We start from the raw sequence: 25653 nt of genomic DNA on the forward strand, positions 1-25653 counted from the left end.
GGAAGGCCGTCGATGAAACCCCCGCCGATACCGCGCAAGGCCCTGCTCGCCCTCGTCTGCATGCTCACCCTCACCCTCGTGGGCGCCCCGGTCGCCGTACACCAGGTCGGGGCCGCCGCCACGGCCGGCCCGGACGGCACCGGTCCGCTCGCCGCCGCCGGCGCCGCGCAGTGGCGTGCCGAGCCCTCGGCGGAGGCGCTGCTCAAGGCCGGGAGCAGCCAGGCCCGCGCCGAGCAGTTCTACTTCGTCCTGCCGGACCGGTTCGCCAACGGCGACCGGCGCAACGACACCGGCGGCCTGACCGGGGACCGGCTCGCCACCGGCCTCGACCCGAAGGACAAGGGCTTCTACCACGGTGGCGACCTCAAGGGCGTCATGGACCGGCTCGACTACATCGAGGGGCTCGGCACGACGGCCATCTGGCTCGCCCCGATCTTCAAGAACCGCCCCGTGCAGGGCACCGGGTCCGACGTCTCCGCCGGATACCACGGTTACTGGATCACCGACTTCACCCAGGTCGACCCGCACTTCGGCACGAAGGACGACCTGAAGCGGCTGGTGCGGCTCGCCCACCAGCGCGGGATCAAGGTCTACCTCGACGTCATCGTCAACCACACCGCCGACGTCATCAGGTACGCCGAGGACAGCTACACCTACGTGGACAAGGCGACCTCCCCCTACACCGACGCGCAGGGGCGCGCCTTCGAGGACCGCAACTACGCCGACGGCAGCCGGGACTTCCCGAAGGTCGACACCACGTCGTTCCCGTACACGCCGACGTTCGCCACCCCCGCCGACGCGAAGGTCAAGGTCCCGGCGTGGCTCAACGACCCGACCATGTACCACAACCGCGGCGACTCCACCTTCGCCGGGGAGAACAGCGAGTACGGCGACTTCTTCGGCCTCGACGACCTGTGGACCGAGCGCCCGGAGGTGGTGCGCGGGCTGACGGAGATCTACTCCGAGTGGGTGGAGTCCACCGGCGTGGACGGCTTCCGGCTGGACACGGTCAAGCACGCCAACCTCGACTTCTGGCCGCAGTTCAGCCAGGGCATCGAGCGCGCCGCCGACCGCGCGGGCAAGTCGGACTTCTTCATGTTCGGCGAGGTCTACAGCGCCGACCCGGAGATCACCTCGACGTACGTGCGGCGCGGCGGACTGCCGGCCACCCTCGACTTCGCCTTCCAGGAGGCCGCGCGCGGCTACACCGCCGGTGACGGCTCCGCCAAGGCACTCGCCGACGTGTACGCCCGCGACGACCTCTACAACTCCCGCGACACCGACGCGGGCCGGCTGACCACCTTCCTCGGCAACCACGACATGGGCCGCATCGGCTCGTTCATCGCGGGCGGTGGCACCGACCCGGCCAGCCACCTGCGCCGCGACCGGCTCGCCCACGAGCTGATGTTCCTCACCCGAGGCCAGCCGGTGGTCTACTCCGGCGACGAGCAGGGCTTCACCGGCCCCGGCGGGGACAAGGACGCCCGGCAGGACATGTTCGCCTCGCAGACCCCCGACTACCTCGACGACGACCTGCTCGGCACCGACCGCACCCACGCGGCGGACCAGTTCGACCCGACGCACCCGCTCTACCGGGCCATCGCCGAGCTGGGCGCGTTGCGCCAGGCGCATCCGGCCCTGCGCGACGGCGTCCAGGTCACCCGGTACGCCGCCGACGGCCCCGGCGTCTTCGCCTTCTCCCGGATCGACCCGAAGCAGCGCACCGAGTACGTCGTCGCGGTGAACAACGCCGCGACCGCGCAGACTGTCACCGTGGACACGTGGTCGGCCGGCGCCACCTTCACCGGCGTGTACGGCGGCGGCGCCGCCCAGGTCGCCGGCGCGGACGGCAAGCTCACCCTGACCGTGCCGCCGCTGTCGGCCGTCGTGCACCGCGCCGGCACCCCGATCGCGTTGCCCGACGCCGCGCCGCAGCTCACGATCACCGCCCCGGCGCCCGGCGAGCCCGTCGCCACGAAGGCCGCCGTCACCGCCCGGGTCACCGGCGACCCGCTGGCCACCGTGAGCGTCGCCGCCCGGGTCGCCGGCGGGAGGTGGACCCTGCTCGGCAGCGCCGACCGGGCCCCGTACACGGTCCACCACGACCTGACCGGCCTGGCCGGCGGCACGAAGATCGAGTACAAGGCCGTCGTCCGCGACGGTAAGGGCCGCACCGCGACCGCCCGGTCCACCGCCACCGTCGGCACCCCGGCCGCCTCCGCCTCCCGCGACTGGGCGGTGGTGCACTACCAGCGCCCGGCCAGCGGCTACGCCGACTGGGGGCTCTATGCCTGGGGCGACATCGACCCGGCGTACGCCACCCAGTGGCCCAAGGGACAGCCGTTCGCCGGTGAGGACTCCTACGGCCGGTTCGCCTGGGTGAAGCTCAAGCCCGGCGCGAAGTCCGTCGGCTTCCTGGTGGTGGACGCCGACGGCAACAAGGACGTCGGCCAGGACCGCACCATCGACGTGACACAGACCGGCGAGGTCTGGCTCAAGCAGGGCGACCCGACGGTCTACCCCACCCGGCAGGCCGCCACCGGCGAGCCCGACCCGCCGGTCGCCGACGGCACCGCGGTCATCCACTACCGCCGGGCCGACGGCAACTACGACGGCTGGGGCCTGCACCTGTGGGACGGCGCCGCCACCCCGACGGACTGGGCCACGCCGATGGCGCCGACCAGCGTCGACTCCTTCGGTGCCGTCTTCCGGGTGCCGCTGGCGGCCGGGGCGACCGGGCTGAGCTACATCATCCACCGCGGCGACGAGAAGGACCTGCCCGACGACCAGCGGCTCGACTTCACCGCCGCCGGCCGCGAGGTGTGGCTGCTCGCCGGCACGCCCGGGCGGCTCCTGCCGTCCACCGCGTCCGGCGCCGCCCGGGACGTCGACATCACGAAGCAGAAGGCGCACTGGATCGACCGCTCGACCGTCGCCTGGCGGACCGGGCCCACCGACGGCAGGACGTACGCCCTGGTCGCCGCCCCGGCCGGCGGGGTCACCGTCGCCGACGGCGAGCTGGTCGGCACGTACACGACGCTTCCGCTCGACGCGCAGCGCAACGGGCTCACCGAGGCCCAGCGCGCGTCCTTCCCGCACCTGTGGGCGTACCGGAGCTTCACGCTGGACCGGCGGGACCTGGGCAAGGTTCCCGCGGCCCTGCGCGGGCAGCTCCTGGTGACCGAGCGGGACGCCGGGGGCACCCTGCTCGCCGCGACCGGCGTGCAGATCCCCGGCGTGCTCGACGACGTCTACGCCGGGGCCGCCGACGCGAAGCTCGGGCCGACCTTCGCCGGCCGGGTGCCGACGCTCGCGGTCTGGGCGCCGACGGCGCGGCAGGTGTCGCTGGAGCTCTTCGACTCCCCGACCGGGCAGCCGAGGACGGTGACGATGCGCCGCGACGACCGCACCGGCGTCTGGTCGGTGCGCGGCGCCCGCGACTGGTACGGCAAGTACTACCGCTACCAGGTGCGGGCGTGGCAACCGGCGACGCAGAAGATGGTCACCGCCGCGGTGACCGACCCGTACTCGCTGGCGCTGGCGCCGGACTCCACGCACAGCCAGATCGTGGACCTGGCCGACCCGGCGCTCGCGCCGGCGGGCTGGGAGCGGCTGCGCAAGCCGGCGGCCGTGCCGTCGACGAAGGTGCAGATCTCCGAGCTGTCGGTGCGGGACTTCTCCGTCGCCGACAGCACGGTGCCGGCTGAGCGGCGGGGCACCTACCTCGCCTTCACCGACCCGGGGACCGCCGGCATGAGGCACCTCAAGGCGCTCGGTGACGCCGGGGTGACCCACCTGCACCTGCTGCCCGCGTTCGACTTCGCCACGATCCCCGAGCGCCGCGCCGACCAGCGGCAGCCCGCCTGCGACCTGCCCGCGCTGCCGCCGGACTCCGAGGAGCAGCAGAAGTGCGTCGCGGCGGTGGCGGACACCGACGGCTACAACTGGGGGTACGACCCGCTGCACTACACGGTTCCCGAGGGCGGCTACGCCGTCGACCCGGCCGGGGCGCGGCGCACCACCGAGTTCCGGCAGATGGTCGCCGGGGTCAACGGCGCCGGGCTGCGCGTGGTGATGGACGTCGTCTACAACCACACCTCGGCGGCGGGCGCCGACCCGAAGTCGGTGCTCGACCAGATCGTGCCCGGCTACTACCACCGGCTCCTCGACGACGGCAGCGTCGCCAACTCGACCTGCTGCGCCAACACCGCCCCCGAGCACGCCATGATGGGCAAGCTCGTGGTGGACTCGCTGGTCACCTGGGCCCGGGCGTACAAGGTGGACGGCTTCCGCTTCGACCTGATGGGCCACCACCCGAAGGCGAACATCCTGGCCGTACGCAGGGCGCTCGACGAGCTGACCGTGGCCCGCGACGGCGTGGACGGGAAGAAGATCCTGCTCTACGGCGAGGGTTGGAACTTCGGCGAGGTCGCCGACGACGCCCGGTTCGTGCAGGCCACCCAGGCCAACATGGCCGGCACCGGGATCGGCACCTTCAACGACCGGCTCCGCGACGCGGTGCGCGGCGGCGGGCCGTTCGACGCCAACCCGCGGGCGCAGGGCTTCGCCTCCGGGCTGTTCACCGACCCCAACGGCGACCCGGTGAACGGGTCCGCCGCCGAGCAGAAGGCCCGCCTGCTGCACCAGCACGACCTGATCAAGGTGGGGCTCACCGGCAACCTGCGCGGCTACCGGTTCACCGACTCCGCCGGCCGGCAGGTCACCGGCGCGCAGGTCGACTACAACGGCTCGCCCGCCGGCTACACCGCGGCGCCGGGGGAGGCGGTCACCTACGTCGACGCGCACGACAACGAGATCCTGTACGACGCGCTGGCGTACAAGCTGCCGCAGGACACCCCGATGGCGGACCGGGCCCGGATGCAGGTGCTGGCGTTGAGCACGGTGGTGATGGGGCAGGGCACCGGATTCGTCACCACCGGCACCGAGCGGCTGCGCTCGAAGTCGCTGGACCGCAACTCGTACAACTCCGGTGACTGGTTCAACCAGATCCGGTGGGACTGCGCGCGGGGCAACGGGTTCGGCGCCGGCCTGCCGCCCGCGCAGGACAACCGGGACAAGTGGCCGTACGCCAAGCCGCTGCTGGCGGATCCCGCGCTGGTCCCGGACTGCGCGGCGATCACCCTGACCGACGCCCGGTACGCCGAGCTGCTGAAGATCCGGGCCTCCTCGCCGGTCTTCGGGCTGATGACGGCGGAGCAGGTGCAGAAGCGGGTCGCCTTCCCGCTCTCCGGCGCGGCCGAGACGCCCGGCGTGCTCACCATGACGCTGGACGGTCGCGGCCTCGACGGGCGCTGGAAGTCGGTGACGGTGGTCTTCAACGCCACCGCTGAGACGGCGACGCAGCAGCTGACCGGGCTGCGCGGGGCGGACGTGGCGCTGCACCCGGTGCTGCGCACCTCGGCGGACGAGGTGCTGCGGACGGCCTCCTTCGACCCGGCGAGCGGCACGTTCACGGTGCCGGCACGCAGCGTGGCGGTCTTCGTCCAGCAGTAGGTGACACACGTGTCCGGCCCCCTTTCCGCTCGGCGGAAGGGGGCCGGACCGTCCTCTGCGTCAGCCGATGCCGGCTGAACCGGTGGCTGTGCTCAGTTGGCGCAGCCGGGGACGTTGGTGCAGTTGCGGGGTTCGTTCTTCTTGATGATGGTCTTGTTGTCGAGGTTGACGGTGGCGTTGTTGGCGTTGAAGATGCCGCCCGCGCCGGCGGTTTCGGCGGCGAAGTTGCCGACGATCTTGCTGTTGCGGATGGTGAGGACGGCGGTGGTGTCGTTGTAGATGGCGCCGCCCTGTTCGGCGTGGTTGCCCTTGAACTCGCTGTCGTAGAGGTTCAGGGTTTCGCCGTTGAACAGGCCGCCGCCGTTGTCGCCGGCGGTGTTGTCGGCGAAGACGGTGTGCTTGATGGTGGCGATGCTGTCGCTGTCGTGGAAGACGCCGCCGCCGTCGTCGGTGGCCTTGTTCCCGGCGATGATGACGTACTCCAGCAGCATGGTGGAGTCGCCGACGTTGTGGATGCCGCCGCCGCTGTCGCAGGCGGTGTTGTGGGCGATCTTGGTGCGGGTGACGGTGAGGCGGGCGTCGTCGTCGCTGTGGATGCCGCCGCCGTCGTTGCTGGCCTTGTTGTTGGTGATCTGGCTGTAGGCGATGGTGGCGGTGCCGTTGTCGCTGTTGGCGATGCCGCCGCCGTCGCCGCCGCTGTTGCCGGTGCCGGTGGCGGTGTTGTTGTCGATGTGCGAGTCGTGGACGGTCAGTTCGCCTTCGTTGTAGATGGCGCCGCCGTTGCCGCCGTTCTCGCCGTTGCCGCGGGCGGGGTGGTCGGCGAGGGTGCTGTCGTGGATCTCGACCTCGCCGAGGTTGTAGATGGCGCCGCCGTTGCCGCCGTTGCCGGTGCCGGTGGCCCGGTTGTCGACCAGCTTGGTGTGCTTGAGGGTGGCCTCGCCGCCCTCCTGCACCAGCAGGGCGCCGCCGTTGGCGCGGGTGGGCAGTTGCGGGGGCGCGGTGACCTGGCCGCCCTTGAGGGTGAGGTCCTTCAGGGTCAGCTGGCCGCCGGAGGCGACCTCGAAGAACCGGAACAACTCGGTGCCGTCGTGGAAGAACGTGGAGTTGTTGCCCAGGATCGTGATCCGCTCGTCGATGACGGGGAAGGCGTTGTTGTTGGTCTGTTCGGTGAACCTGTAGGTGCAGTCGCGGGCCAGCTTGAACACCCCGCCGGTGTCCTCGTTGGCCCTGTTCACCGCCTCGACCAGGACGTCGGTGTCACACGGCAGTTCCTTGGCGTCCTTGCCGTCCTTGTCCTTGTCCTTGTCCTTGCCGTCACGGCCGTCCTTGCCCTGCCAGTCCTTGCCGTCCTTGCCCTGCCAGTCCTTGCCCTGCCAGTCGTCCTGGCCACCGCGGGAATCCTGCCCCTCCCGGCCCTTGCCGGTCTCGCCCGCGCGGTCGCCGCGACCGGCGTCGTCCTTTGCGACCTGCTCGGCCGTGGACCACTTCAGGTCGGCGAGACGGTCGACCCCGACGGCGCCCGCGCTGCTCGCGGCGGCGACGCCGGCGAGGCTGACCACGCCGGTCAGTCCGGCGACGCCGGTGGCGAGCCACAGCTTGCGCCGGCTCTTCGGCGCGGTGTTCTCGGCGTTCTTGCGAAGGTAGTTGGACATCGGAGCTCTCTGCTCTCTCCTCGTACCAGACAGGGCCGCTCCGCCACCGCGGGCTGCCCTGGCTACAAATCGGTTGTAGCTACTGAGGCCCACCGTATGAGAATCTTTTTCTCTTCACGGCCATATCCGAAAGGAACCCACGTTAGGGGTAACACGGGTCAGGGCGGGACGGTCCGGACGGCGAGGAGCGAGGCCGCGTAGTCGTGCCGAACCGGCGGGTTGCGCCACGTCTCGCCTCAACCGGCGCCGAACCCCCACCACGGCTCCCGGTGACCTCGTCGTCTTCCGGGCCCGCGACGTCGTCCCGGGTCGGCGCACTGCCGGTCCGGGACGGGACCGTCCCGGGGGCGCCGCGCGGAAGGGATCCCTTCCCCCGGGCGGGGGAAGGGATCCCTTCGTTATGTGGTGGTTCAGTTGGCGCAGCCGGGGACGTTGGTGCAGTTGCGGGGTTCGTTCTTCTTGATGATGGTCTTGTTGTCGAGGTTGACGGTGGCGTTGTTGGCGTTGAAGATGCCGCCCGCGCCGGCGGTTTCGGCGGCGAAGTTGCCGACGATCTTGCTGTTGCGGATGGTGAGGACGGCGGTGGTGTCGTTGTAGATGGCGCCGCCCTGTTCGGCGTGGTTGCCCTTGAACTCGCTGTCGTAGAGGTTCAGGGTTTCGCCGTTGAACAGGCCGCCGCCGTTGTCGCCGGCGGTGTTGTCGGCGAAGACGGTGTGCTTGATGGTGGCGATGCTGTCGCTGTCGTGGAAGACGCCGCCGCCGTCGTCGGTGGCCTTGTTCCCGGCGATGATGACGTACTCCAGCAGCATGGTGGAGTCGCCGACGTTGTGGATGCCGCCGCCGCTGTCGCAGGCGGTGTTGTGGGCGATCTTGGTGCGGGTGACGGTGAGGCGGGCGTCGTCGTCGCTGTGGATGCCGCCGCCGTCGTTGCTGGCCTTGTTGTTGGTGATCTGGCTGTAGGCGATGGTGGCGGTGCCGTTGTCGCGGTTGGCGATGCCGCCGCCGTCGCCGCCGCTGTTGCCGGTGCCGGTGGCGGTGTTGTTGTCGATGTGCGAGTCGTGGACGGTCAGTTCGCCTTCGTTGTAGATGGCGCCGCCGTTGCCGCCGTTCTCGCCGTTGCCGCGGGCGTGGTTGTCGGCGAGGGTGCTGTCGTGGATCTCGACCTCGCCGAGGTTGTAGATGGCGCCGCCGTTGCCGCCGTTGCCGGTGCCGGTGGCCCGGTTGTCGACCAGCTTGGTGTGCTTGAGGGTGGCCTCGCCGCCCTCCTGCACCAGCAGGGCGCCGCCGTTGGCGCGGGTGGGCAGTTGCGGGGGCGCGGTGACCTGGCCGCCCTTGAGGGTGAGGTCCTTCAGGGTCAGCTGGCCGCCGGAGGCGACCTCGAAGAACCGGAACAACTCGGTGCCGTCGTGGAAGAACGTGGAGTTGTTGCCCAGGATCGTGATCCGCTCGTCGATGACGGGGAAGGCGTTGTTGTTGGTCTGTTCGGTGAACCTGTAGGTGCAGTCGCGGGCCAGCTTGAACACCCCGCCGGTGTCCTCGTTGGCCCTGTTCACCGCCTCGACCAGGACGTCGGTGTCACACGGCAGTTCCTTGGCGTCCTTGCCGTCCTTGTCCTTGTCCTTGTCCTTGCCGTCACGGCCGTCCTTGCCCTGCCAGTCCTTGCCGTCCTTGCCCTGCCAGTCCTTGCCCTGCCAGTCGTCCTGGCCACCGCGGGAATCCTGGCCGTCCTTCTTGTCGTCTTTCTCGCCGGAGCCCGGGTCGGCCGTGCCGGCGTCGCTGACGTTCTGCTTCGGGGTCGACGCCTGCGCGTCCGACAGCCGGTCCACGCCGCCGGCCTTGTCGTCGCGGGCGGCCACGCCGCCCAGTGCCGCCAGGCCGACCACGCCGGTCAGTCCGGCAACGCCCGCAGCCACCCAGAGTTTGCGCCGCCCTCGGGTCGGTGCGCCCGTGGGGGCGCCACCGTCGGGAGTCGTTACGTCATTGGACATCAGAGCCTTCCGCCCTTTCCTGCTGCCAGACGGGGTCGCACCACTCGAAGCGGCGCGACCAGCTACAAATGGGTTTGCAGCCTCTGATAGCCACCGTATGAGAAGGATCCTCGCGAGAGGCGTGAATCCGAGAAAACCCCGCATTCCCCTCACTTCGGGCGCGACGTGCCGACGCGGCGGCTCCGGGCAGGAAGTGGGTGAGCAGCGCGAACGCCGACGGGCCCCGCCGCCGGTGCGTCGACGTCGAAAACGTCGCGACCGGCGGCGGGGCCCGTCGTGTGGTCGTGCCGCGGAATCAGCCCGGCAGGCGCGGACCGGCCTCACGCTGCTCGGCCAGCCAGGTCTCCACCTCGTCGGCCCCGCGCGGCAGCCCGGCGGAGAGGTTCACCGCGCCGGTGGCGGTGACCAGGATGTCGTCCTCGATCCGGACGCCGATGCCGCGCAGCTCCTCGGGAACCAGCTCGTCCTCCGGCTGGAAGTAGAGCCCCGGCTCGACGGTGAGCACGTAGCCCTCGCCCAGGACGCCGTCCCGGTACTTCTCCTTGCGGGCGTCGGAGCAGTCATGCACGTCGATGCCGAGCATGTGGCCGAAACCATGCAGCGTCCAGCGCCGGTAGATCGTCGACTTCTCGTCCATCGCCTCGTCCACGCTCACCGGCAGCAGGCCCAGGTCGGCCAGGCCCTCGGTGAGCGCCCGCATGCACGTCAGGTGGACGTCGTGGAACTTCACCCCCGGCCGGATGACGTCGATGCCGGCCTGCTGCGCGCGGTGCACGACGTCGTAGACCTGGCGCTGGAGCGGGGTGAACCGGCCGTTGACCGGTAGCACCCGGGTCACGTCGGCCGTGTAGAGGTTGCGGTTCTCCACGCCCATGTCCATCAGCAGCAGCTCGCCCGGGCGGGTCGACCCGTTGTTGTGCACCCAGTGCAGGATCGTCGCGTGCTCGCCGGCGCCGACGATCGAGCCGTATCCGACGTCGTTGCCGTCGTGCCGGGCGCGCAGCGCGAAGACGCCCTCCAGCAGACGCTCCGAGACGCCCCGGTCCGCCGGCAGCACCCGGGCCACGTCCTCGAAGCCCCGCACGGTCGCGTCGATCGCGTCCTGGAGCTGCGAGATCTCCCACTCGTCCTTGACCAGCTTCTGCTCCGCGATGGTGACCGCGAGCTCCCAGTCGCGGGCCGGCTGGCCCTGGGCGCGGGGGCCGTCGTACGGGCGCACGGCCGCGTCCACCCGCGCGTCGAAGCCCCGCAGCACCCGGGTGCGCCCCGGCGCCAGGTCGGCCAGCGCCGCCTCCAGCTCGGTCAGGTCGGCGGTCGGCAGGCCCAGCTCGGTCGACTTCTCCGTCAGGGTGTGCCGACGGCCGAGCCACAGCTCGCCGTGCCGGCTGCGGAAGAACTCGTCGTTCTGCCGCGACGACCGGGGGCGCATGTACAGCGTGGCGTCGTGGCCGGACCCGTTCGGCCGCAGCACGAGGACGCTGTCCGGCTCGTGGTCGCCGGTCAGGTAGACGAAGTCGCTGCCCGGCCGGAACGGGTACGCGGTGTCGTTGGCGCGCACCTTCTCGCCGCCGGTCGGGATCACCAGGGTCTCACCCGGGAAGGCCGCGGAGAGCGCGGCGCGGCGCTTGGCGTAGTTCGGCACCTCCGGTCGCGGGCCGACCGGCAGCGCCGTGTCCCGCCAGCCCTGCCGCATGAACGTCAGGAACGCCTCCGGGAATGCCGGGTCGTGCGACTCGGCGCCGTCCGCCGGCTTGTTGTCGGTGCGTCCCTCGGCCATGCTCCGCTCCCTCCGCGTCGTTGCTGGTCCTGACGGTACCCCGCGCCGTGTCGGGTCGGCTGGCCCGGTAGGCCCCCGCGCAGGCGGGGCCGCGGGCCGCCCCGCCGCCCGCCGGCCGCCACGATGCCCGCGGCCACCGGCGGGCGCGACGCCCGGAGGGGCGGCGCTTTCGCGTACCCCCGTTCCCGCCGCGCGGGAGAGCCTGCGGTGCCGCGACGCCCGCTCCGGCCGCGTGGAAAGATGACGACCATGTGCGGACTCCTGGCCTTCTTCAGCGCGCGCGGCGACGCCGCCGCCCACCGCGACAACATCGCCGGGGCGTTGGAATGCCTGCACCACCGCGGACCGGACGAGACCGGTGTCGAGGTGGTCGGCGACGCCTCCGGCCGGTACGCGGACGGGGTGTTCGCGCACAAGCGGCTGGCGATCATCGACGTGGCCTCCAGCCAAGAGCCCCTGTCCTACGCGAACGGGCGCTACCTGCTCACCTTCAACGGCGAGATCTACAACTACATCGAGCTGCGCGAGGAGCTGATCCGGAACTTCGGCGCGCAGTTCGCCACCGCCGGTGACGGTGAGGTGATCGTCGCCGGCTACCACTACTGGGGCGAGCAGGTGCTCACCCGGCTGCGCGGCATGTTCGCCTTCGTCATCTGGGACCGGCAGGAGCGCCGCGCCTTCGGCGGCCGGGACTACTTCGGCATCAAGCCGCTGCACTACCTGGAGACCGCCGACGGCCTCTACCTCGCCTCCGAGAAGAAGGCGCTGCTGCCCTTCGCGCACTCCAACTACCAGGGCGACGCCGGCATCGACACGGCCAACCTCAGCCACTACCTGACCCTGCAGTACGTGCCGGAGCCCGGCACCCTGCACAAGGGGATCAACCGGATCGGCTCGGGGGAGTACCTCACCTGGACGCCGGGCGGGCGGATCGACGTGCGGCGGTGGTACCGGCCGGTGTTCCGGCCCACCCCGGTCTCCGACGAGCAGCGGCTCTACCACGAGATCCGGGAGACGCTGCGGGAGAGCGTCCGGATGCACATGCGTTCCGACGTGCCGGTCGGCTCGTTCCTCTCCAGCGGCATCGACTCGACCGCCGTGGTCGCCCTGGCCCGCGAGTTCAACCCGAACATCCTCACCTTCACCGTCGGCTACGACGTCCCGGGCTACTCCGAGATCGACGTCGCGCAGGACTCGGCCCGGCACCTCGACGTGACGACCATCCCGACGAAGATCGGGCCGTACGACATGATCGAGGCGCTGCCGAAGATCGTCTGGCACCTGGACGATCCGGTGGCCGACCCGGCGCTGGTGCCGCTGTACTTCGTGGCCAAGAAGGCCGCCGAGCACGTCACGGTGGTCCTCTCCGGCGAGGGCGCCGACGAGTTCTTCGGCGGCTACACGATCTACCGCGAGCCGCTGTCGCTGAGCGGCGTCAACGGCCTGCCGGGCGGCGTGCAGAAGGGGCTGCGGGCGGTCTCCAAGGCGATCCCGCAGGGCGTCAAGGGCAAGAGCTTCCTGGAGCGCGGCACCACCCCGATCGAGCAGCGCTACTACGGCAACGCCCGGATGTTCACCGAGGAGGAGAAGCAGCACCTGCTGCGCCGCTACGACCCCTCGGTGCGCTACACCGACGTCACCGCGCCGATCTACGCGGAGTGCACCGAGCTCGACGACGTGACCAAGATGCAGTACGTCGATCTCTACACCTGGCTGCGCGGCGACATCCTGGTCAAGGCGGACCGGATCTCGATGGCCCACTCGCTGGAGGTGCGGGTGCCCTTCCTGGACCGGGAGGTCTTCGACGTGGCGTCGCGGATCCCGGTGGACCTCAAGCTCCCGCCGCGCTCCGACGCCACCAAGTACGCGATGCGCCAGGCGCTGCAGGGCGTGGTGCCGCCGGCCATCGTCAACCGCAAGAAGCTCGGCTTCCCGACCCCCACCCGCGTCTGGCTGCGCGGCGAGATGTACGAGTGGGCCCGGCACGTGCTGGCCACCTCCGGCGCGGGCGACCTGCTCGACCTGTCGTACGCGATGCGGCTGCTGGAGGAGCACAGGCGGGAGGAGGCCGACCACTCCCGCAAGGTGTGGACCGTGCTGATCTTCTGCATCTGGCACGCCATCTTCGTGGCGAAGACCCTCGACCCGGGCATCCAGCGCAACCAGTCCGCCCTGCTCACCAAGCCGGTGGTCGGCTCGATGGTCCGCTGACCCACCCTGGGCCACCCCGGCACCCACTGCGCCGATCAGGAGGTCTGCGTCCCCGGGAACGGGGGCGGCAGACCTCCTGATCGGTGTGAACGGGCCGGTGAGCGGGTCAGCGGCCGGAGCAGGTGACCGTGGGCAGGGTGTTGGTGCCGTTGGTGGTGGCGACGAAGCCGAAGGTCGCGGTGCCCTCCGGGGCGACCGTGCCGTTGTAGGCCGCGTTGGTCACGGTGACCGCGGAACCGGAACCGCCCAGCGTGCCGCTCCACAGGCTGTTGATGGTCTGCCCGCTGGGCCACGTCCAGTTCGCCGTCCATCCGGACCACGTCGAGGCGGTGTGGTTCATGATCGTGACCTCGCCCTGGAAGCCGCCGTTCCAGGAGCCGACCACCTTGTAGACCGCCATGCAGTCGCCGCCGTGCGGCGGGGGCGTGGTCGGGTTCGGCGGCGGGGTGGTCGGGTTCGGCGGCGGGGTCGTCGGGTTGGGCGGCGGCGTGCCGCCCGGGCCGACCCCCGTCACCTCGCCGTTGCCGCCGTCGAAGGTGACGTCCGAGCAGCCGAAGAAGTTCTCCTGGCTGTCCGAGCGGACCCACCGGGAGTAGATGATGTGCCGGCCGCTCTTGTTGGTCGGCAGGTTGCCGCTGAAGTAGTAGTGCCCGTCGTTGGTGCCGACCGCGCCCCGCTGGGGCGGGTTGGTCACCGTCAGGAACGGCTGTTCCTCCAGGTCGCTCCAGGCCAGCGGGCGGGTGGGGCTCCAGCTGTCCTTCGTCACGTAGAAGTAGAAGGTGCCGGGGTGGTGGGCCCAGTTGCTGTAGCGGAACTCCATCCGCGCGCCGGCCGTCAGGTGGGTCAGTGGCCAGTCGGTGCGGGCCAGGTCGTAGCCGGCGAAGCCGGTGTTGCCGCCGCTGCACAGCTTGCCGTCCGGGATGAAGCCGACGGTCCGGCCGCCGGCGTCGGAACGCAGCACGCTGAACCAGTTGTAGAGCGAGTTGGCGCCGCTCTGTGCCACGGCGGCCGAGCAGGCGGGGTTGTTCGGCCTGATCTCGCCGGTTGCGGTGAGGCCGTCCTTCCAGCACAGGAACGTCCGGCTGCCGGGGGTCATCGCGGCACCGTGCGCGGCGGCGGGTTCGGGCCCCGCCGTCAGGGCGACGGCGCCCGCGAGGAGGGTGGCGGCCGCGGTGAGCAACGCGGCCGTACGCGATCGGTGGGACACGGGTTCTCCTGACTCGCAGGACGCGGGCGTCCCGCGGGTGACGCGGGGTGGCAGCGCCGGCCGCCCCGCTGCACGAGCGGATACGACGGTCGCGGCGGACGTGCCCCGGCGCGGATGGCCGGCGGACGTGCGCCGTCGGTGGTCCGCCTCGCGGACCGGTGCCCTCGCGTGGATGTGAACCCGGCGCCGGTGGCACGGCAGCCCCCGCACCGCCCGGCATGCGCCATCCCACCACGCGGGTGGGATGGCGCGCAATAGCCCTTTCTCGATGTGTCAGTAGCGCTCGGCGAGGTGCTCGCGGCCGGGCGGCGGCTCGTAGGCCGCCGGCCAGAACTCGGTGACCTCGCGGACCAGACCGGCGTCGTCGAGGTCGAAGAAGCTCGTGGCGGGAAGCTGCTCCCCCTGGTAGGCGGAGGTGGTCCAGGTGGCGGCGTGCCGGCCCGAGGCGACCGCGCGGGTCACCGCGAGATGCCAGTCGCCGGGGTATTCCTGGTTGAAGCGCAGGAACGACTCCCGGCCGACGATCCGCTCGCGGGTCTGCGGCATGTGGTAGACCACGTCGTCGGCGAGCAGGCCGGCGAGGGTGTCCCAGTCCCTCGCCTCCAACGCCGTCCAGTAGGCCGACACGGTGGCTTCGGTGCTCATCACGGCGCGTACTGTGCCAGCCTGGTGCGACACGTTCGGTCGGCGCGGGACGAGGGGGCGCAGATGGGATACGCGGTGGTGCTCGGCGAGGCGCTGGTCGACCTGCTCGACACCGAGCACGACGGGGAGCCGGTCTACCGGCAGGCCGTCGGCGGCGGGCCGCTGAACGTGGCGGTCTGCGTCGCCCGGCTCGGCGGCGAGGTGCAGTTCGTCGGGTCGCTCGGCGACGACGCCCTGGCCGGGCGGATCCGCGACTTCCTGGCCGGGGCCGGCGTGGGCCTGGCCGGGGCGGTCACCGTCGCCGCCCCGACCGCGCTGGCGGTGGCCACCTTCGCCGGCCCCGAGCCCGACTTCCGGTTCTACGGCGAGCCGCCCTCCTACGGCCTGCTCGGCCCCGACGACCTAGACGTCGACCTGGTCGCGGGCGCCGACGTCCTGTACTGCGGGTCGATCGTGCTGCTCCAGCCGCCGGCGCTGGCCGCCGCCCGCCGGGCCTGGGCGCTGGCCGGCGGCCTGCGGGTCTTCGACCCCAACGTGCGGCCCCGGCTGCTGGACGGGCCGGCCGCGCTGGCCGGGCTGCGCGAGGTCGTGGCCGAGTTCGCCGCCGGCGCCCACCTGGTCAAGCTGAGCGCCGCCGACGCCAGGCTGCTCTACCCCGGTGAGCCGGAGGAGGGGGTGGCGGCGTACCTGCGGGAACTCGGCGCGGGGACCGTCGTGGTCACCCTCGGCGCCGCCGGCGCGGTGGTCGCCGCCACCGGCGCCGATCCGGTACGCGTGCCCGCCCCGAAGGTGGACGCGGTGGACGCGACCGGCGCCGGCGACTCGGTGATGGGGGCGCTCGTCGCCGACCTGCTGACCGACGGCGAGCCTGCCGCTCCGTCCGGCTGGCACGAGCGGGTGGCCTTCGCGCTGCGGGTCGCCGCCCTGGTCTGCGAGTCGCCCGGCGGCGCGACCGCCATGCCCACCCGCGCCGAGGTCCTCGCCCGCTTCGCCCGCTGACCCGGGACCGTTCCGCCCGGTCGCCGACGGGTGGGAGGCTGCGCCGCCGGCGCCGTCAGGCGGTGCCGTCGAGCTCGGCGTAGCCGCGGCGGGCGGCGTGCAGGGCGGGGCGCGCGCCGAAGGGCGCCTCGGCGGCGACGCGCTCGGGCGGGGCGCCGCCGGTGTGCCCGGCCCGGATGAGCCAGGCCAGCTCGACGAGCTGGGCGTGCTGCGCGCGGACGAACGCGGCGTCCACCGGCTCGCCGTGCCCCGGCACGACGACGGTCGCCGGGGTGGTCATCCGGAGCAGCTCGGCCACGGCGTCGGGCCACTGCAAGGGGTAGGACTCATCGAAGGCGGGCGGGCCGCTCTGCTCGACCAGGTCGCCGGCGACCAGCACGTCGGCGTCCGGCACGTGCACCACGAGGTCACCCGCGGTGTGCCCGCGACCGGGGTGACGCAGCACCACCCGCCGGCCGCCCACGTCGAGCACGGTCTCGCCGTGCACGGTGTGCGTGGGCGCGAGCAGCGTGGCGCCGGCCAGCTCGTCGGCCAGCGCGGGGTGCTCGCCGCGCATCTCCTCGTACGCCTCCCGGCGCAGCCGGTCCGCCTCCTCGCGCATCGCCGCGGCGGCCACCTCGTGGGCGTAGACCGGGCGGGGCGGGTCGGCGGCGAGGGCCGCGTTGCCGAAGCAGTGGTCGAAGTGGTGGTGGGTGTTCACCACCGTCCACGGGTGGGTCGTGACCGCGCGGGCGGCGGCGGCCAGCTCGGCGGCCTGCCCGGCGGTGGAGAGCGTGTCGACCAGCAGCGCCGCCCCGTCGCCGACGACCAGCGTGACGTTGACGTGCAGCAGCGGCTCGCGCAGCACGTGCACCCCGTCGGCGATCCGCACGAAGCCGCCGGTCATGACGACCGCGCGGCGCGCTCCACGAAGCGCTGCCGGTCGACCAGCACCCGCTCCACCCGGCCCTCGGCGACCGTCTCGTCGCCGTCGCTGACGCTCACCTCGAAGTACAGCCGCCGCCCCTCGACCGCGGCCAGCCGGGCCTGCGCCACCACCGTCCGCCCCACCGGGGTGGCCGCGCGGTGGTCGAGCTCGACGCGGGTGCCGACGGTCGTCGACCCGCTGGGCATCCGGGCGGCGGTGGCCGCCACGGTGGCCGCCTCGGCGAGGGCGAGCACCCGGGGCGTGCCCAGCACCGGCACGTCCCCGGAGCCCACCGCCTGGGCGGTGTCGGTGTCGGTGACGGTCAGCTCCACCCGGGCGGACAGGCCCGGCGTGAGGGCGGGCTCTGGCTGCTCCTGCATGGTCAGAGCCTAGACGAGGCGGGCCGGCGCCGGCGGGCCTCCGTGCCGCCCCGCCGCTCACCGTCCGGGCGTGGGGCGTCCGCCGAAGGTCCCGGCGAAGACGGCCAGCCCGTGGTCCATGGCCGCGCCGATGCCCGGCGCGAGCGCGTCCGGCAGCACGTCGTGGATCCAGACGAACCGGCTCCTGCCGTCGCCGTGCGGCACGACCTGCATCGACGCGTTGTCGTGCGTGGGCCGCAGGGAGCCGCCGACGACGGCGTACGCGAGCCGCAGCGCGTCGTGGTCGAGGGCGACCAGGCGCTCCCGCAGCACGGTGCCGTCGGCGAACGTGACCACCCGGGTGTCGGGCCCGTCCGGTCGGCTGTCGGTCACGAAGCCCGGCGCCATCCGGACCGGGCCCTCGATGAAGTCGCTGATCGCCGCCCAGACGGCGGCGGGCGCGGCCTCGATGATGATCTCTCTCGTCACGGACGCCATCGCCGTCCCCCTCGTCCCGCGCCTATGCCGCGACGACGCAGAACTGGTTGCCGTCGCGGTCGGCGAGCACGACCCAGCCGCCGTCGTCGAACCGCTGGACCTCGGTGGCGCCGAGCGCGCGGATCCGGGCCACCTCCCCGGCCAGGTCGTCGGTGACGAGGTCCAGGTGCAGGCGGTTCTTGCCGGCCGGCGGTTCGGGTACCGCCTGCAGCGACAGGCCGACCCCGGCCTTGTCCGGGTCCTCCAGGTAGGTGGCGCCGTCGTCGCTGGAGGCGACCCGGTAGCCGGTCACGGCCTGCCAGAACGCGGTGCCTCCCGCCAGGTCGTTCGTGTCGATGCAGACGTTGCCGATGCTGATGGCCACGGTCGAGTCCCTTCGTTTAACTAGCGTAGGCCGAACGATAGTTAGATGCCCGGCGTAGGTCAATAGCCGGTTATGATGGGCGCCATGCCAGCCGAGACCGGCCCGGGGGACACTGCGGCCGACGCCGCGCCCCCGCCGCTCGACCTGATCGAGGACTTCGTCAACACCCGCCACAGCGACCACGACGACCTCGGCGCCCCGCGACAGGTGGCGGAATGGTTCGGGGCGCGTGCCCTGTTGGCGCCCGGCACGGCGGTCAGCGACGCGCAGGCGGAGCGGGCCCGGGCGGTACGCGAGGGCCTACGGGCGCTGATCGCTGCGAACAACGTCGAACCCGTCGCCAGTCCGCGACCGGACGGCCTCGACCCCGGCGCCCGCGCCGGCCTCGCCGGGCTGGCTCACGACCTGCCCCTGAAACTGGACGTGACCCACACGCCGCCGCGGCTCGTGCCCGCCGCGGAGGCGCCCTTCGACGCCGCCCTGGCCGCGCTGCTCGGCGTGGTCGCGGAGGCGGTGGCCGCGGGCACCTGGACCAGGCTCAAGGCGTGCCGGGAGCCGAGCTGCCGGTGGGCGTACTACGACCACTCGCGCAACCGGCGCCGCACCTGGTGCTCCATGGAGCTGTGCGGAAACCGGGCGAAGGCCCGCGCCGCCCACCACCGCCGGACGGCTCCGCGCCCCTGACGACGCGGCGGGTGGTCGGCGTCGGTGGATGCCGCCCGCGCCGTTAACCTTGACCGCGATGTCTGTCGCGACCGACCCCCAGCCCCCCGCCCGGACCGGCCCACCCGCCTCGCCCGACGGCGGGCGTCGGCGCGTGGTCGCGATGACGGTCTGGGGGGTCGCCTTCGTCGCCGGCTGGCTCGGCATCGGCCTGCCGACCGACCCGGCCTACGCGTTCCTGTGGATCTGGGCGGCGACGATCGCCTGGAACAGCAGCCGCCCCTGGCGCAGCCACCTGCGCTTCGCCCGGGACTGGGTGCCCGTGGTGCTGCTGCTCGCGGTCTACAACCTCTCCCGGGGCTTCGCCGACAACGGCGCGACCCCGCACGCGTACGAGCTGATCGTCGCCGACCGGGTCATGTTCGGCTGGGCGACCGGCGGTGAGGTGCCGACAGTCTGGCTCCAGCAGCACCTCTACCGGCCCGAGGTGCACTGGTGGGACGTCCTCGTGAGCTGGGTCTACTTCTCCCACTTCGTGGTGGCGCTGGCCGCCGCGGCGGTGCTCTGGCTGCGCGACCGGGGGCGCTGGGCGGCATTCATGCGCCGCTGGGGTTTCCTCTGCGCCACCGGCCTGGTCACCTACTTCCTCTACCCGGCCGCCCCGCCCTGGTGGGCGGCGCAGAACGGGCTGCTGGAGGAGGTCGCCCGGATCTCCACCCGGGGCTGGAAGGCGTTCGGCATGCACGGCGCCGGCAACCTGCTCAACGCCGGGCAGATCGCCTCCAACCCGGTGGCCGCCATGCCGTCGCTGCACACCGCGTTCGCCCTGTTCGTGGTGCTGTTCTTCCTCCGGCAGACCCGCCGCCGCTGGTGGCCGCTGCTGCTGGCGTACCCGCTGGCGATGACGTTCACGCTGGTCTACAGCGGCGAGCACTACGTCATCGACGTGCTGGTCGGCTGGGCGTACGTCGGGATGACCTTCCTGGCGGTCGGCCTGGCGGAGCGCTGGTGGGCCGCCCGCCGGGCGCGCCGGGCCGCGGCGGAGCGCGGCCCCGAGCCGACCGACCCGCCGACCTCCGCCGAGCCGCCGGCGGTGCCGGCCGCGCGCTGACCGCCTCGCCGGCCCGGGAAAGCCGTCAGTCCGCCTGCCGGGCGGCGCGCGCCCGGTCCGTCAGCTCCGCCGCCAGGGCCCACGCCTCGGCCAGGTCTCGGTCCTGGGCCGCCGCGCCGGCCCCGCCGGCGGTGTCGGCGTGCACCGTCGCCAGCCCCAGCCGCCGCTGCGCCGGCCCCTGCACCACCCGCACGCTCTGGATCCGGGCGTACGGTACGAGCGCCACCTGCCGGGTGAGCAGTCCGGACCGGACCGCGAAGACCCGGGCGTCGAGGCCCGCGCCGAGCACGCCCCGGCTCAGCGGGTTGAGCCAGCGGGCCCGCACCGGCGGCGGGGTCAACGGCAGCGTGGCCAGGCGCACCCCCGGCAGCACCTCGGTCACGATCGCCTCGCCGGTCGGCAGGTCCCCCACGGGGAGCAGGCGGTCCGGCCGGTTGCGCTCGTCGGCCTCGCCGGCCGAGTAGCCGGCCACCTCCAGGCGCAGCCGCAGCCAGCCCTTGACCCGCCACAGCAGCGGCCAGGTCACCCCGACGGCCTGCACCCGGTCCAGCGGCACGGTCTGGGCGCGGGTCTCCAGCAGCCCGTTGCGGATCCGCAGCGTGCCCTCGTCCCGGGCGAGCCGGAAGTTCCAGTCGTCGAGCACCCGACGCACCGGTTGCAGCAGCACGCCCGCCATGGCGGTGAGGGTGCTCGCCACCGCGATGAACGACCACGAGTCCTCGGAGAGGAACTGCGCCAGCACGAACGCCACGCCGAACGGGATCATGAACGCCTGCGGCGTCAACAGTTGGCTGACCAGCAGGTCGTTGTTGCGGACGGTGTGCAGCGGCCGGCCGGGCGGCGCGGACGCGTCCGCCGGGGTCGGCGCCGCCCCGGCCGGGGACGGCGCGGTGCCGCTGGTCGCCGTCCGTCCGGCGAGGGCGAGCAGGCGCCCGCGCAGCGCGGTCGCGTCGGCGACGCTCAGGTACGCCAGCGGCGCCTCCGTCTTGCCCCCGCCCACCACCTCCAGCCGCAGCTCGGCCAGGCCGGTGAGCTGGGCGAGCAGCGGGCGGACCACCTCGACGGCCTGGAGCCGCTCCAGCGGGATCGCCCGGGTGCGCCGCCAGATGAGCCCCTCGTGCACCCGCAGCTCGCGGCCGACCACGTGATAGCCGGTGTAGTACCAGCTCACCACCGCCAGCACGGTGGCGCCCAGGGCCAGCACGACCGCCATCAGGGCGAACCAGCCGAAGCCGACGCGGGACAGGGTCGACCAGGACAGGCCGGCGATCACCACGACCAGCGACTTGGCCCCGTGCAGCGCGGGGCTGAGCGGGTGCAGCCGCTGCCGGGGCTCGTCGTGCTCCGCCGCCGCGCCCTCGACCGCCGGCCCGACGACCGCGGGAGGCCCCGTCGGACCGGCCGGTGGCGGCGGCCCGTGCGACGCGGAGGCGGGGAGTCGGCCCGGCCCGTCGGGCGGGCCCCCGGGTTCGCGCGGGCCGTCCGGTGCCAAGCCCGGCGGCTGCGCGCCGTCCGGTGCCGGGGCGGGTGTCGCGGGACGGCCCGCCGCGAAGGGCGGCGCCGTCGCCGGCCGGAGTCCGGGCTCCGCCCGGGGCGGCTCGGCCCGGTCCGCCGCCCGGCCGGCCGGGTCGCTCACAGGCCCTCCGCCCGGTCCTCGCCGAGCGCGGTGAGCCGGTCGCGCAGCCGCGACGCCTCCGCCGGTCGCAGTCCCGGCACCCGGGCGTCGCTCGCCGCCGCGGCCGTGTGCAACTGGACGGTGGCCAGGTTGAACGCCCGCTCCAGCGGCCCGGCGCTGACGTCCACGAACTGCATCCGCGAGTACGGCACGATGGAGAGCCGCCGGACCAGCAGACCGTGCCGGACCAGCAGGTCGTCCTCCCGCTCGGCGTACCCCCAGGCCCGCACGGCCCGGACGATCGTCACGACCCGCAGGACGCCCAGCAGCAGCACCACACCGACCGCCACGCCGACCGGCCAGGCCCCGCTGAGCGCCCAGCCGACGCCCAGCCCGACCAGGACGACGACCAGCAGCATCGCCAGCCGGAGCAGCTCCACCCAGATCAGGTCGGACGAGATCGACTGCCAGCGGACGGTGTCCGGCCACGGCTCCAGTGGGCCCGCCGGAGGGCGGGACGGTGCCGGTGGTGGGCCGGCGAACCCGTCACCGCTCACCGGGGAGATCCGTTGTGCGCGCTCACCCTTCGAGCGTAGGCGATCCGACCACCGGTGCGACCTCCCGAAGGAAGCCCCGGGCGTCGAGAAAGTCGCCGAGGGAGGAGCGGTGGTCGGCGCAGGCGAGCCAGGTCTTGCGCCGGTCGGCGTCGTGCAGCCGGGGATTGTTCCACCGCAGCGCCCACCGGGCGGGGGCGCGGCAACCGCGGGACGAGCAGATCAGCGGCTCGTCGGCGGGAAGGGGGTCGCTCATCCGGCCCAGTCTAGGGGTGGGGCGGGAGAGTGAGCGCCGGGCGGCCACGGGGGGAGCCGCCCGGCGACGGGGTGAATCGTACACGCGCCGGACCCGTCCGTGTCCACCCGTGAGCGGCGATTCCGCCGCCCCGCGACGGCGTGGCGGGCCGGCGATCGGGCGAGCCGGGACGGCGCGGCCAAAATCGGGTTCTCCCCACCTCGGCACTCAGCCGGGCATGCGAGTCTTGATACGCACCACGCCGCGCGACAACCGATCATGCTGTGGAGGACCGGTGGCCCAGCCGACCACGCCCGACGCCCAGACGCCCAACGGGACGGGCCCGGAGACACCCGCGCCGGTGACCACGCCGGCCGAGGACGCGACCCTGCTGGAGCGGGCGCTGTTCGAGATCAAGCGGGTGATCGTCGGGCAGGACCGGATGGTGGAGCGGATGTTCGTCGCGCTGCTCGCCCGGGGCCACTGCCTCCTGGAGGGCGTGCCGGGGGTGGCCAAGACGCTCGCGGTCGAGACCCTCGCCAAGGTCGTCGGCGGCTCCTTCGCCCGGGTGCAGTTCACCCCCGACCTGGTGCCGGCCGACATCATGGGCACCCGCATCTACCGGCAGTCGAGCGAGAAGTTCGACGTCGAGCTGGGCCCCGTCTTCGTCAACTTCCTGCTCGCCGACGAGATCAACCGGGCGCCGGCCAAGGTGCAGTCGGCGCTGCTCGAGGTGATGAGCGAGCGGCAGGTGTCCATCGGCGGCGAGACACACCGGGTGCCCAACCCGTTCCTGGTGATGGCCACGCAGAACCCGATCGAGCAGGAGGGGGTCTATCCGCTGCCCGAGGCGCAGCGGGACCGCTTCCTCATGAAGATCGTCGTCGGCTACCCGACCGACGCCGAGGAGCGGGAGATCGTCTATCGGATGGGGGTCGCCCCACCCGAGCCGGCGCCGGTGTTCAGCACCGCCGACCTGGTCGCCCTCCAGCAGAAGGCGGACCAGGTCTTCGTGCACAACGCCCTGGTCGACTACGCGGTCCGGCTGGTGCTGGCCACGCGCACCCCGGCGGAGCACGGCATGCCGGACGTCGCCCAGCTCATCCAGTACGGCGCCAGCCCGCGCGCCTCGCTCGGCCTGGTTCGGGCCACCCGCGCGCTGGCGTTGCTGCGGGGTCGGGACTACGCCCTGCCGCAGGACGTGCAGGACATCGCGCCGGACATCCTGCGCCACCGGCTGGTGCTCAGCTACGACGCACTCGCCGACGACGTGCCCGCCGACCACGTCGTGCACCGGGTGATGTCCACCATCCCGCTGCCGTCGGTCGCGCCCCGCCAGCAGGCCACACCGACGCCGACCGCCGCGCCGCCCGGCGCCGGTTGGCCCGGGCAGCGGCCGTGACCTCACCCCTCCGTCGGCCCGCCGACGCCGCCCCCTCGGACCGCACGGAAGCCGTCCTGTCCCGGCTGCAACTGCTGGTCACCCGCAAACTCGACGGCCTGCTCCAGGGCGACTACGCCGGCCTGCTGCCCGGACCGGGCAGCGAGGCGGGGGAGTCCCGGGAGTACCGCCCCGGCGACGACGTGCGCCGGATGGACTGGCCGGTCACCGCCCGCACCACGACGCCGCACGTCCGGCGTACGGTGGCCGACCGTGAGCTGGAGACCTGGCTGGCGGTGGACCTCTCGGCCAGCCTGGACTTCGGCACCGGCCGGTGGCTCAAGCGGGACGTCGTGGTGGCGGCCGCGGCGGCGCTGACCCACCTGACCGTCCGCGGCGGCAACCGGATCGGCGCGGTGATCGGCAGCGGCGGCGGTGCCGGCGCGCCGGCGCGCCGGTGGCGCGGCGCGCCGCCGGTCCCCGGCCCGGACGTGTTCACCCGGGTGCCCGCCCGCGCCGGCCGCAAGGAGGCCCAGGGGCTGCTGCGGGCGATCGCCGGCACCGAGATCCGCCCGGGGCGCAGCGACCTGGGCACCCTGGTCGACATGCTCAACCGGCCGCCCCGGCGGCGCGGGGTGGCGGTGGTCATCTCCGACTTCCTCGCCCCGACCGACCGTTGGGCCCGGCCGCTGCGCAAGCTGCGGGTCCGGCACGACGTGCTGGCGATCGAGGTGGTCGACCCCCGGGAGCTGGAGCTGCCCGACGTCGGGGTGCTGCCGGTGGTCGACCCGGAGACCGGCGGGCTGCACGAGGTGCAGACCGCCGACCCGCTGCTGCGGCAGCGCTACGCCGAGGCGGCGGCCGCCCAGCGGGCGGAGATCTCCGCCGCGCTGCGCGGCGCGGGCGCGGCCCACCTGCGGCTGCGTACGGACCGAGACTGGCTGCTGGACATGGTGCGCTTCGTGGCCGCGCAGCGGCACGCCCGCACCAGGGGGACGACACGATGATCCGTTTTCTGCAACCGTGGTGGCTGCTGGCCGTGCTGCCGGTGCTCGCCCTCGCCGCGCTCTACGTCTGGCGGCAGCGCAACCGCCGGGCGTACGCGATGCGCTTCACCAACGTGGACCTGCTGCGCACCCTGGCGCCGAAGGGGCTGGGCTGGCGCCGACACGTGCCGGCGACCGCCTTCCTGCTCTGCCAGCTGGTGCTGGCCACCGCGCTGGCCCGGCCGGCGGTCGACACCCGGGAGCCGCTGGAGCGCGCCACCGTCATGCTCGCCATCGACGTGTCGCTCTCCATGCAGGCCGACGACGTGGCGCCGAACCGGCTGGAGGCCGCCCAGGAGGCGGCGAAGCAGTTCGTCGGCGAGCTGCCGGAGAGCTACAACCTGGGGCTGGTCTCGTTCGCCAAGGCGGCGAACGTGCTGGTGCCGCCGACCAAGGACCGGGAGGCCGTGACCAGCGCGATCGACGGGCTGGTGCTGGCCGAGGCGACGGCGACCGGGGAGGCGGTCTTCACCTGCCTGGAGGCGATCCGCTCGGTGCCGGCCGACGGCGCGGCGGGGGTCCCGCCGGCCCGCATCGTGCTGCTCTCCGACGGCTACCGCACCTCGGGGCGGTCGGTGGAGGAGGCGGCCTCGGCCGCGCAGGCGGCCAACGTGCCGGTCTCCACCATCGCCTTCGGCACCGACTCGGGGCAGGTGGACATCGGCGGCCAGTTGCAGCGGGTGCCGGTGGACCGGCTGGCCCTGGCCGACCTGGCCGAGGCCACGGAGGGCTACTTCTACGAGGCGGCCTCGGTGACCGAGCTCAAGCAGGTCTACCAGGACATGGGCAGCTCGATCGGGTTCCGGACGGAGCCCCGCGAGGTAACCCAGTGGTACGCGGGCGTGGCCCTGCTGCTCGCGTTGTGCGCCGGCGCGCTCAGCCTGCTGTGGTCCTCCCGCATGCTCTGACGCGGGGCCGGCCGGCGGC

At 73.1% G+C, this 25653-nt stretch carries 20 protein-coding genes; 8 read left to right on the plus strand and 12 right to left on the minus strand.

All coding sequences use genetic code 11. The features are described from left to right. Positions 1-12: 12 nt before the first annotated feature. Entirely contained in the window at positions 13-5514 is a 5502-nt protein-coding gene (pulA, locus tag ACGF7U_RS07250; RefSeq protein ID WP_393103870.1) for a pullulanase-type alpha-1,6-glucosidase, read from the plus strand. 92 nt (positions 5515-5606) lie between these two features. Here the strand turns inward: pulA and ACGF7U_RS07255 are convergent, their stop codons facing one another. The 3 genes from ACGF7U_RS07255 to ACGF7U_RS07265 all read right to left on the minus strand — a co-directional run bounded on the left by ACGF7U_RS07255 (position 5607) and on the right by ACGF7U_RS07265 (position 10931). After that, the gene (locus ACGF7U_RS07255) at positions 5607-7166 is read right to left on the minus strand and encodes a right-handed parallel beta-helix repeat-containing protein (protein WP_393103872.1); all 1560 of its coding nucleotides are present in this window, start codon (positions 7164-7166) and stop codon (positions 5607-5609) included. Between the two features lie 410 nt (positions 7167-7576). Beyond that, entirely contained in the window at positions 7577-9079 is a 1503-nt protein-coding gene (locus tag ACGF7U_RS07260) for a right-handed parallel beta-helix repeat-containing protein (RefSeq protein WP_393103874.1), read from the minus strand. 370 nt (positions 9080-9449) lie between these two features. Then, the gene (locus ACGF7U_RS07265; RefSeq protein WP_393103876.1) at positions 9450-10931 is read right to left on the minus strand and encodes an aminopeptidase P family protein; all 1482 of its coding nucleotides are present in this window, start codon (positions 10929-10931) and stop codon (positions 9450-9452) included. 249 nt (positions 10932-11180) lie between these two features. Between ACGF7U_RS07265 and asnB the strand changes: the two genes are divergently transcribed. After that, positions 11181-13142, plus strand: coding sequence for an asparagine synthase (glutamine-hydrolyzing) (gene asnB, locus ACGF7U_RS07270; RefSeq protein ID WP_393103878.1), 1962 nt, complete (start codon positions 11181-11183; stop codon positions 13140-13142). A gap of 106 nt (positions 13143-13248) precedes the next feature. Here asnB and ACGF7U_RS07275 read toward each other — a convergent pair whose 3' ends face one another. Beyond that, positions 13249-14349 (minus strand): lytic polysaccharide monooxygenase, encoded by a 1101-nt coding sequence (locus tag ACGF7U_RS07275; RefSeq protein WP_393103880.1) that lies wholly within the window; start codon positions 14347-14349, stop codon positions 13249-13251. 273 nt (positions 14350-14622) lie between these two features. After that, complete coding sequence (locus ACGF7U_RS07280) at positions 14623-14994, minus strand: nuclear transport factor 2 family protein (protein ID WP_393103882.1); 372 nt, start codon at positions 14992-14994, stop codon at positions 14623-14625. Between the two features lie 63 nt (positions 14995-15057). Between ACGF7U_RS07280 and ACGF7U_RS07285 the strand changes: the two genes are divergently transcribed. Next, positions 15058-15993, plus strand: a complete 936-nt coding sequence (locus tag ACGF7U_RS07285) for a PfkB family carbohydrate kinase (protein WP_393104163.1) — start codon at positions 15058-15060, stop codon at positions 15991-15993. Between the two features lie 55 nt (positions 15994-16048). Here the strand turns inward: ACGF7U_RS07285 and ACGF7U_RS07290 are convergent, their stop codons facing one another. The 4 genes from ACGF7U_RS07290 to ACGF7U_RS07305 are packed head-to-tail and all read right to left on the minus strand — an operon-like array spanning position 16049 to position 18121. Further along, positions 16049-16879 (minus strand): MBL fold metallo-hydrolase, encoded by an 831-nt coding sequence (locus ACGF7U_RS07290; protein ID WP_393103884.1) that lies wholly within the window; start codon positions 16877-16879, stop codon positions 16049-16051. Continuing rightward, entirely contained in the window at positions 16876-17286 is a 411-nt protein-coding gene (locus tag ACGF7U_RS07295) for a thioesterase family protein (protein WP_393104165.1), read from the minus strand. Before ACGF7U_RS07295 ends, ACGF7U_RS07290 begins: the two co-directional genes overlap by 4 nt. A gap of 51 nt (positions 17287-17337) precedes the next feature. Beyond that, on the minus strand, positions 17338-17757 hold the full coding sequence (locus ACGF7U_RS07300; protein ID WP_393103886.1) for an SRPBCC family protein: 420 nt from the start codon (positions 17755-17757) through the stop codon (positions 17338-17340). 22 nt (positions 17758-17779) lie between these two features. Next, a complete protein-coding gene (locus ACGF7U_RS07305; RefSeq protein ID WP_393103888.1) occupies positions 17780-18121 on the minus strand; it encodes a VOC family protein in 342 nt (113 codons plus the stop codon). An 84-nt stretch (positions 18122-18205) separates the two neighbouring features. Here ACGF7U_RS07305 and ACGF7U_RS07310 point away from each other — a divergent pair, with 84 nt between their 5' ends. Both ACGF7U_RS07310 and ACGF7U_RS07315 read left to right on the plus strand, forming a co-directional pair. Then, on the plus strand, positions 18206-18805 hold the full coding sequence (locus ACGF7U_RS07310) for a CGNR zinc finger domain-containing protein (RefSeq protein ID WP_393103890.1): 600 nt from the start codon (positions 18206-18208) through the stop codon (positions 18803-18805). 58 nt (positions 18806-18863) lie between these two features. Next, complete coding sequence (locus tag ACGF7U_RS07315; RefSeq protein WP_393103892.1) at positions 18864-19895, plus strand: phosphatase PAP2 family protein; 1032 nt, start codon at positions 18864-18866, stop codon at positions 19893-19895. A gap of 25 nt (positions 19896-19920) precedes the next feature. Here ACGF7U_RS07315 and ACGF7U_RS07320 read toward each other — a convergent pair whose 3' ends face one another. From ACGF7U_RS07320 to ACGF7U_RS07330, 3 genes are all read right to left on the minus strand, one after another. After that, positions 19921-21387, minus strand: a complete 1467-nt coding sequence (locus ACGF7U_RS07320; protein ID WP_393104167.1) for a PH domain-containing protein — start codon at positions 21385-21387, stop codon at positions 19921-19923. A 140-nt stretch (positions 21388-21527) separates the two neighbouring features. Then, positions 21528-22067 (minus strand): PH domain-containing protein, encoded by a 540-nt coding sequence (locus tag ACGF7U_RS07325; RefSeq protein ID WP_393103894.1) that lies wholly within the window; start codon positions 22065-22067, stop codon positions 21528-21530. Between the two features lie 22 nt (positions 22068-22089). Further along, entirely contained in the window at positions 22090-22320 is a 231-nt protein-coding gene (locus ACGF7U_RS07330; RefSeq protein WP_393103896.1) for a hypothetical protein, read from the minus strand. 274 nt (positions 22321-22594) lie between these two features. Here ACGF7U_RS07330 and ACGF7U_RS07335 point away from each other — a divergent pair, with 274 nt between their 5' ends. From ACGF7U_RS07335 to ACGF7U_RS07345, 3 genes are read left to right on the plus strand one after another with little or no spacing between them, the layout of a single operon-like run. Further along, on the plus strand, positions 22595-23701 hold the full coding sequence (locus ACGF7U_RS07335; protein WP_393103898.1) for an AAA family ATPase: 1107 nt from the start codon (positions 22595-22597) through the stop codon (positions 23699-23701). Continuing rightward, the gene (locus ACGF7U_RS07340; RefSeq protein ID WP_393103900.1) at positions 23680-24687 is read left to right on the plus strand and encodes a DUF58 domain-containing protein; all 1008 of its coding nucleotides are present in this window, start codon (positions 23680-23682) and stop codon (positions 24685-24687) included. Before ACGF7U_RS07335 ends, ACGF7U_RS07340 begins: the two co-directional genes overlap by 22 nt. Then, positions 24684-25634 (plus strand): VWA domain-containing protein, encoded by a 951-nt coding sequence (locus ACGF7U_RS07345; protein ID WP_393103902.1) that lies wholly within the window; start codon positions 24684-24686, stop codon positions 25632-25634. The genes ACGF7U_RS07340 and ACGF7U_RS07345 overlap by 4 nt, the downstream gene beginning before the upstream one ends. Positions 25635-25653 lie beyond the last annotated feature (19 nt).

This window comes from Micromonospora sp. NPDC047670 (assembly GCF_043204915.1).
Lineage (GTDB): Bacteria > Actinomycetota > Actinomycetes > Mycobacteriales > Micromonosporaceae > Micromonospora.

Coding starts and splice junctions, on each gene's coding strand:
- ACGF7U_RS07285 (WP_393104163.1), top strand. CDS start 15,058: ATGGGATACGCGGTGGTGCTCGGCGAGGCGCTGGTCGACCTGCTCGAC.
- asnB (WP_393103878.1), top strand. CDS start 11,181: ATGTGCGGACTCCTGGCCTTCTTCAGCGCGCGCGGCGACGCCGCCGCC.
- ACGF7U_RS07265 (WP_393103876.1), bottom strand. CDS start 10,931: ATGGCCGAGGGACGCACCGACAACAAGCCGGCGGACGGCGCCGAGTCG.
- ACGF7U_RS07310 (WP_393103890.1), top strand. CDS start 18,206: ATGCCAGCCGAGACCGGCCCGGGGGACACTGCGGCCGACGCCGCGCCC.
- ACGF7U_RS07300 (WP_393103886.1), bottom strand. CDS start 17,757: ATGGCGTCCGTGACGAGAGAGATCATCATCGAGGCCGCGCCCGCCGCC.
- ACGF7U_RS07290 (WP_393103884.1), bottom strand. CDS start 16,879: ATGACCGGCGGCTTCGTGCGGATCGCCGACGGGGTGCACGTGCTGCGC.
- ACGF7U_RS07330 (WP_393103896.1), bottom strand. CDS start 22,320: ATGAGCGACCCCCTTCCCGCCGACGAGCCGCTGATCTGCTCGTCCCGC.
- pulA (WP_393103870.1), top strand. CDS start 13: ATGAAACCCCCGCCGATACCGCGCAAGGCCCTGCTCGCCCTCGTCTGC.
- ACGF7U_RS07280 (WP_393103882.1), bottom strand. CDS start 14,994: ATGAGCACCGAAGCCACCGTGTCGGCCTACTGGACGGCGTTGGAGGCG.
- ACGF7U_RS07345 (WP_393103902.1), top strand. CDS start 24,684: ATGATCCGTTTTCTGCAACCGTGGTGGCTGCTGGCCGTGCTGCCGGTG.
- ACGF7U_RS07315 (WP_393103892.1), top strand. CDS start 18,864: ATGTCTGTCGCGACCGACCCCCAGCCCCCCGCCCGGACCGGCCCACCC.
- ACGF7U_RS07255 (WP_393103872.1), bottom strand. CDS start 7,166: ATGTCCAACTACCTTCGCAAGAACGCCGAGAACACCGCGCCGAAGAGC.